This window comes from Moraxella atlantae NBRC 14588 (assembly GCF_001591265.1).
GTDB lineage: Bacteria > Pseudomonadota > Gammaproteobacteria > Pseudomonadales > Moraxellaceae > Faucicola > Faucicola atlantae.
In genome coordinates this window covers 1-4,076 of the sequence record NZ_BCUL01000045.1, presented here as the reverse complement: position 1 = coordinate 4,076, position 4,076 = coordinate 1, and the positions used below count along the sequence as shown (strand labels likewise).

Genomic DNA, 4,076 nt, shown 5'->3' with positions numbered 1-4,076 from the left:
TAACTTAAATTTTTAAGCAAAGAGTTGAAATATATCGATTAATATAATAGCATATCAATCAATTAAAATCCAAACATCAATCAAAATAGGATGGATTATGAAACAAAAGAATACCCGAATCATTACCATTGCCAACCACAAAGGTGGCTGTGGTAAAACCGCTACCGTAGTGCATCTCGCAGCAGAATTAGCCCAACTAGAGCTTTCTGTGTTAGTCATCGATTTAGACCCCCAAGGAAATGCCAGTACCCATATTGGCAAAAAACATCCCAGCGAAATCGAGGTAACAATCAAAGATTTACTACTCGGTGGTTATACTAAGTTAGTTGAAGCCATTCAGGAAGACACCTGCATTAAAGGCGTTCATCTAATCAGTTCTTCACTCTCCTTGACCACAGAAGAAGATAAAATCAAAGACAATGAACCTAGACCAATGGAAGTTTTAGGTCGCATTATCCGCCCGTTGGTTGGGGTATATGATGTTATTTTAATTGACACACCGCCCAGCTTAAGAACTTTAACAGGTAACGCTTTATCCTGTGCCACCGATTACATTATCCCCGTGTTTAGTGGGTCACAATACGGTATGTATGGAGTTTTAGATTTACAAGCCTATATCGAAAAAATAAAATATATCAATCCAGAACTAAATCTGCTAGGTGCATTACTTATCCGACATGATGAAAGACAGCTAATGTGCCGAGCCATTAAAGAAGCTGCCAAAGAGCAAATTGGCAAGGTCATTCCCATCGAAATTTCTTCAAGTAATAACATTGATAAAGCCGCAGCCCTAAAAGTAAGCGTACGAGAAGTTGACCCAACCGCTCGTATTGCCCGAAAATTTCGCCAACTGGCGATGTGGACTGCCAAAGAAACAGGGCTAAAACCCGAACTTACCCTAAACTTTACTGCTGACGAGGATAACAATGACTAGTCAATTACAAACTTTATTGAAAGAAAAAATCCATGCCAATATTCAAGCCCATAGTCTTGCGGATAAAGAATTTACCGACTTTGATAATTATCAATCGAATAAATTAGAACAAATTCCACTTGATAAAATTCAACCCAATTCAGCCCAACCCCGTTTCAACTTTAATGATGAAACCATTGACGAGTTGGCTCAATCAATTAACGATATCGGCTTATTACAACCCATTACAGTGAGAAAAAAAGGCGACATTTTCGAGATTATTGCAGGTGAACGGCGGTTTCGTGCTTTCCAAAAATTGGGCAAACCTTATATTGATTGTATTGTTGCCAATGTCACCGACGAACAGAATGTGCTATTAGCATTGGCAGAAAACCTAAGCCGAGAAGACTTATCTGATTATGAAATCGCCAAATCTATTAATAGTTTTAAAGCTAACTTTCCATCCAAAACGGAATACGCCAAAGCCTTAGGTATCTCACGACAAAAGCTGTATAAACTTCTATCGTTTGAGAACCTACCCCAATCATTGCTTATCCGTCTAGATAGTCATCCAACGGCGTTATCGGCGGATGTTGCCGAACAAATTACAACCTTAAGAAAGCAAAGTTACGCATCAGAAGAAAAATTTGACCAAGCTGTGAATCAAGGCTTTGACTTAATTTTGCAAGGTCAACTAAAACAGTCGAAATTAGTTGATTTCATTCTAAGAGAAACTCAAAGATGTCCGAATTCGGACACTGTCAAACAAGACAGCCTTATCAAAAGAACCTATCAAAAAGATGGTAAGTCTATTGGCAAAATAAAGCAAACTAGCACTAAATATGTGGTTGAACTTGACAAGGCTACTTTAACTCAAGCCAGTACCCAGAAGATTGAAGAATTTTTTGATAGTCTACTCAATCACTAATTTAAGAATTAATTAGAAGGTGTCCGAATTCGGACATCTTTATTTATCAACTAATAAATTTCAGAGACAGATTAATTTTTTACAAAGTAATTTGGCGATGTATGAAATATTCATACGTTTTTCGACCCACTAAAAATTCCATCAAAAAAATTATGCGAATAAAGAGTTGCTAGAGTCTACTTTGTCTTAGTTAATCTTGCTTGCAAAATACCCCTAATAGTTTTCTTTTTCCATCACCTGTTTAAAATAAGTACGATACATGATATCTTTATGAGCTTGGTTTTCTGCAACAGCTCTCTCAAAACTCTTATTAATTATAGGTATATTTTTGATAAGTTCCTGTACTTTAAATAAAACACCTTTTTGCTCTAACTCTGATAATGCTTCAAACTTTTCAATAAACTCTTGGTTTATCCTTTGCTCTTCCAACAAAGCTATTTTATTGGCTTTTTCAATTTGTTTTTCTGTAGCAATTTCTGCTAAAATTTTTTCATTTTTTTGGCGATAGATGTCTTGCTCTTTTTTAATCGTTTCTAAGCCCCATCCTTCTTTTTCAGCCAATTTAAAAATATTAGCTTTATGCTTTTCATCGGTAATCTGTTTTTTATGAATATATTCTTCAGCTTTAGTTTTAGTTAGGAGTAATTCGTGCTCAGATAACGAAGTCATAATTGGCAATGGCAATCGAGATTTCTTAGATTTTGTTTTTTTAGGTTTTTCATCAGAAAAAAAATCTGGTTCTTCTACTTGTTCACATTTTATTGTAAAAGTAAATTCAAAGCCAATAATTTTTCTTCCATTCTTTTTCTGCTCATAAATTGCTTCAATGTCAGTATATTGATTAATTTGAGTAATTGCTAAATCAAGCACCCGACTCTTAAAGTTACTCATTAGCTGATATTCTGCTTTTTGAATACCCAAACCAAATCGCAAATCTTCTAAAGAAATTATCAGCTTTCCAGTATCTCGCCAACGTATCAACATTTCATATAGTCGGACAGCATAACGGCTTTGCAAATTAACGATTTGCTGTAATTCATAACTGGTAAATTTATTGTTGAGACCGATGATCAGAGGAACAACATCGGGCGAAAATTTAATAGTCACACAGGCTTCATTATCCACATATTCTACCCAACTGGCTAAGTTATACCCCCTTTGAGCAACATTGTTGTTTTTATTCTCGTAACGGTATAAGAACTTTGCATCCAATAGACCCTTCACGCCATTTTTTAGACTTTCATAAGCCGTGTGCCTTTCAACATTGAAAACTTTCACATAATCGTTAGCGTGAATTATAAATTCACTTTTAAGCGTTTCTGCTACATCATCGCTATGTTTCCTTGCTTTAATAATAGCGAGAAAAATTAATCTTTGCTCTACCAAATCAAGATTGAGACTTGCTTCAATAAAGTCATTATGCTTAACCACTCTGTCATTCATTGATAGTTCCAACCCATTCATACTTATTCTTTCCTTCGATTACAATTAGAAATATTCTAAATCAACATATATATAAATACAATATTAAAAAATTGTATTTATATTAGTCGGAAAACGTATTTATATTAGTCGGAAAACGTATTTATATTAGTCGGAAAACGTATTTATATTAATCGGAAAACGTATTTATATTAGTCGGAAAACGTATTTATATAAATTTTTATCCACAATTAATGTTATTGATATTACTAAGAATTTTTTTTAAAATTTTTGTGCCTATAAAATAATAAAAATATATAAAACAATAAAAAAGTACTTTTCCAAAGAATAGAAAATTTTTAGCTAATTATGAGTTTTTCAAAAACTGAATAAACAATAATTTCTAGTAGTGGTTTGAAAAGTATGCTCAAAGAAAATCGTTCGCCCTGAGCTTGTCGAAGGGTAGCGATTTTCTTATGGTTCGATAGGCTCACTACGAACGGAAAATCGTATCAGCATACTTTTTGACCCATATCCTAATTTCTTTAGTAACTGAAGTTACGCACCGCCCAAAGCCTTAAGCTGGGCAAAAGCCGACTGATTAGCAGAGATTAGTAACCTCATACGCAAAGCGAAGTGATTAAGCTTGGTTTTGATTTTCAAACACTCAAGCTTAAACACCGCATACGTGGCTAAAAAGATATGATTAAACCGTGCCCTATGGCTATGAGCAGGCGACTTACCCAAATTGGCATTTTGTTTTAACGACTTATGATACACTTCAACCTGCCATCGTTTTTGATAGCCATTGAT

At 34.5% G+C, this 4,076-nt stretch carries 3 protein-coding genes and 1 pseudogene; 2 read left to right on the top strand and 2 right to left on the bottom strand.

The window, feature by feature from the left end; all coding sequences use genetic code 11:
* Window positions 1–97 precede the first annotated feature (97 nt).
* Both MA2_RS10450 and MA2_RS10445 read left to right on the top strand, forming a co-directional pair.
* A complete protein-coding gene (locus MA2_RS10450; RefSeq protein ID WP_067059595.1) occupies window positions 98–934 on the top strand; it encodes a ParA family protein in 837 nt (278 codons plus the stop codon).
* A complete protein-coding gene (locus tag MA2_RS10445; protein WP_067059593.1) occupies window positions 927–1,841 on the top strand; it encodes a ParB/RepB/Spo0J family partition protein in 915 nt (304 codons plus the stop codon). Before MA2_RS10450 ends, MA2_RS10445 begins: the two co-directional genes overlap by 8 nt.
* Window positions 1,842–2,054: 213 nt before the next feature.
* Here MA2_RS10445 and repM read toward each other — a convergent pair whose 3' ends face one another.
* Complete coding sequence (repM, locus tag MA2_RS10440) at window positions 2,055–3,305, bottom strand: replication initiation protein RepM (RefSeq protein WP_067059591.1); 1,251 nt, start codon at window positions 3,303–3,305, stop codon at window positions 2,055–2,057.
* 516 nt (window positions 3,306–3,821) lie between these two features.
* A pseudogene (locus MA2_RS11355) lies at window positions 3,822–4,076 on the bottom strand (IS701 family transposase); the annotation flags it as partial.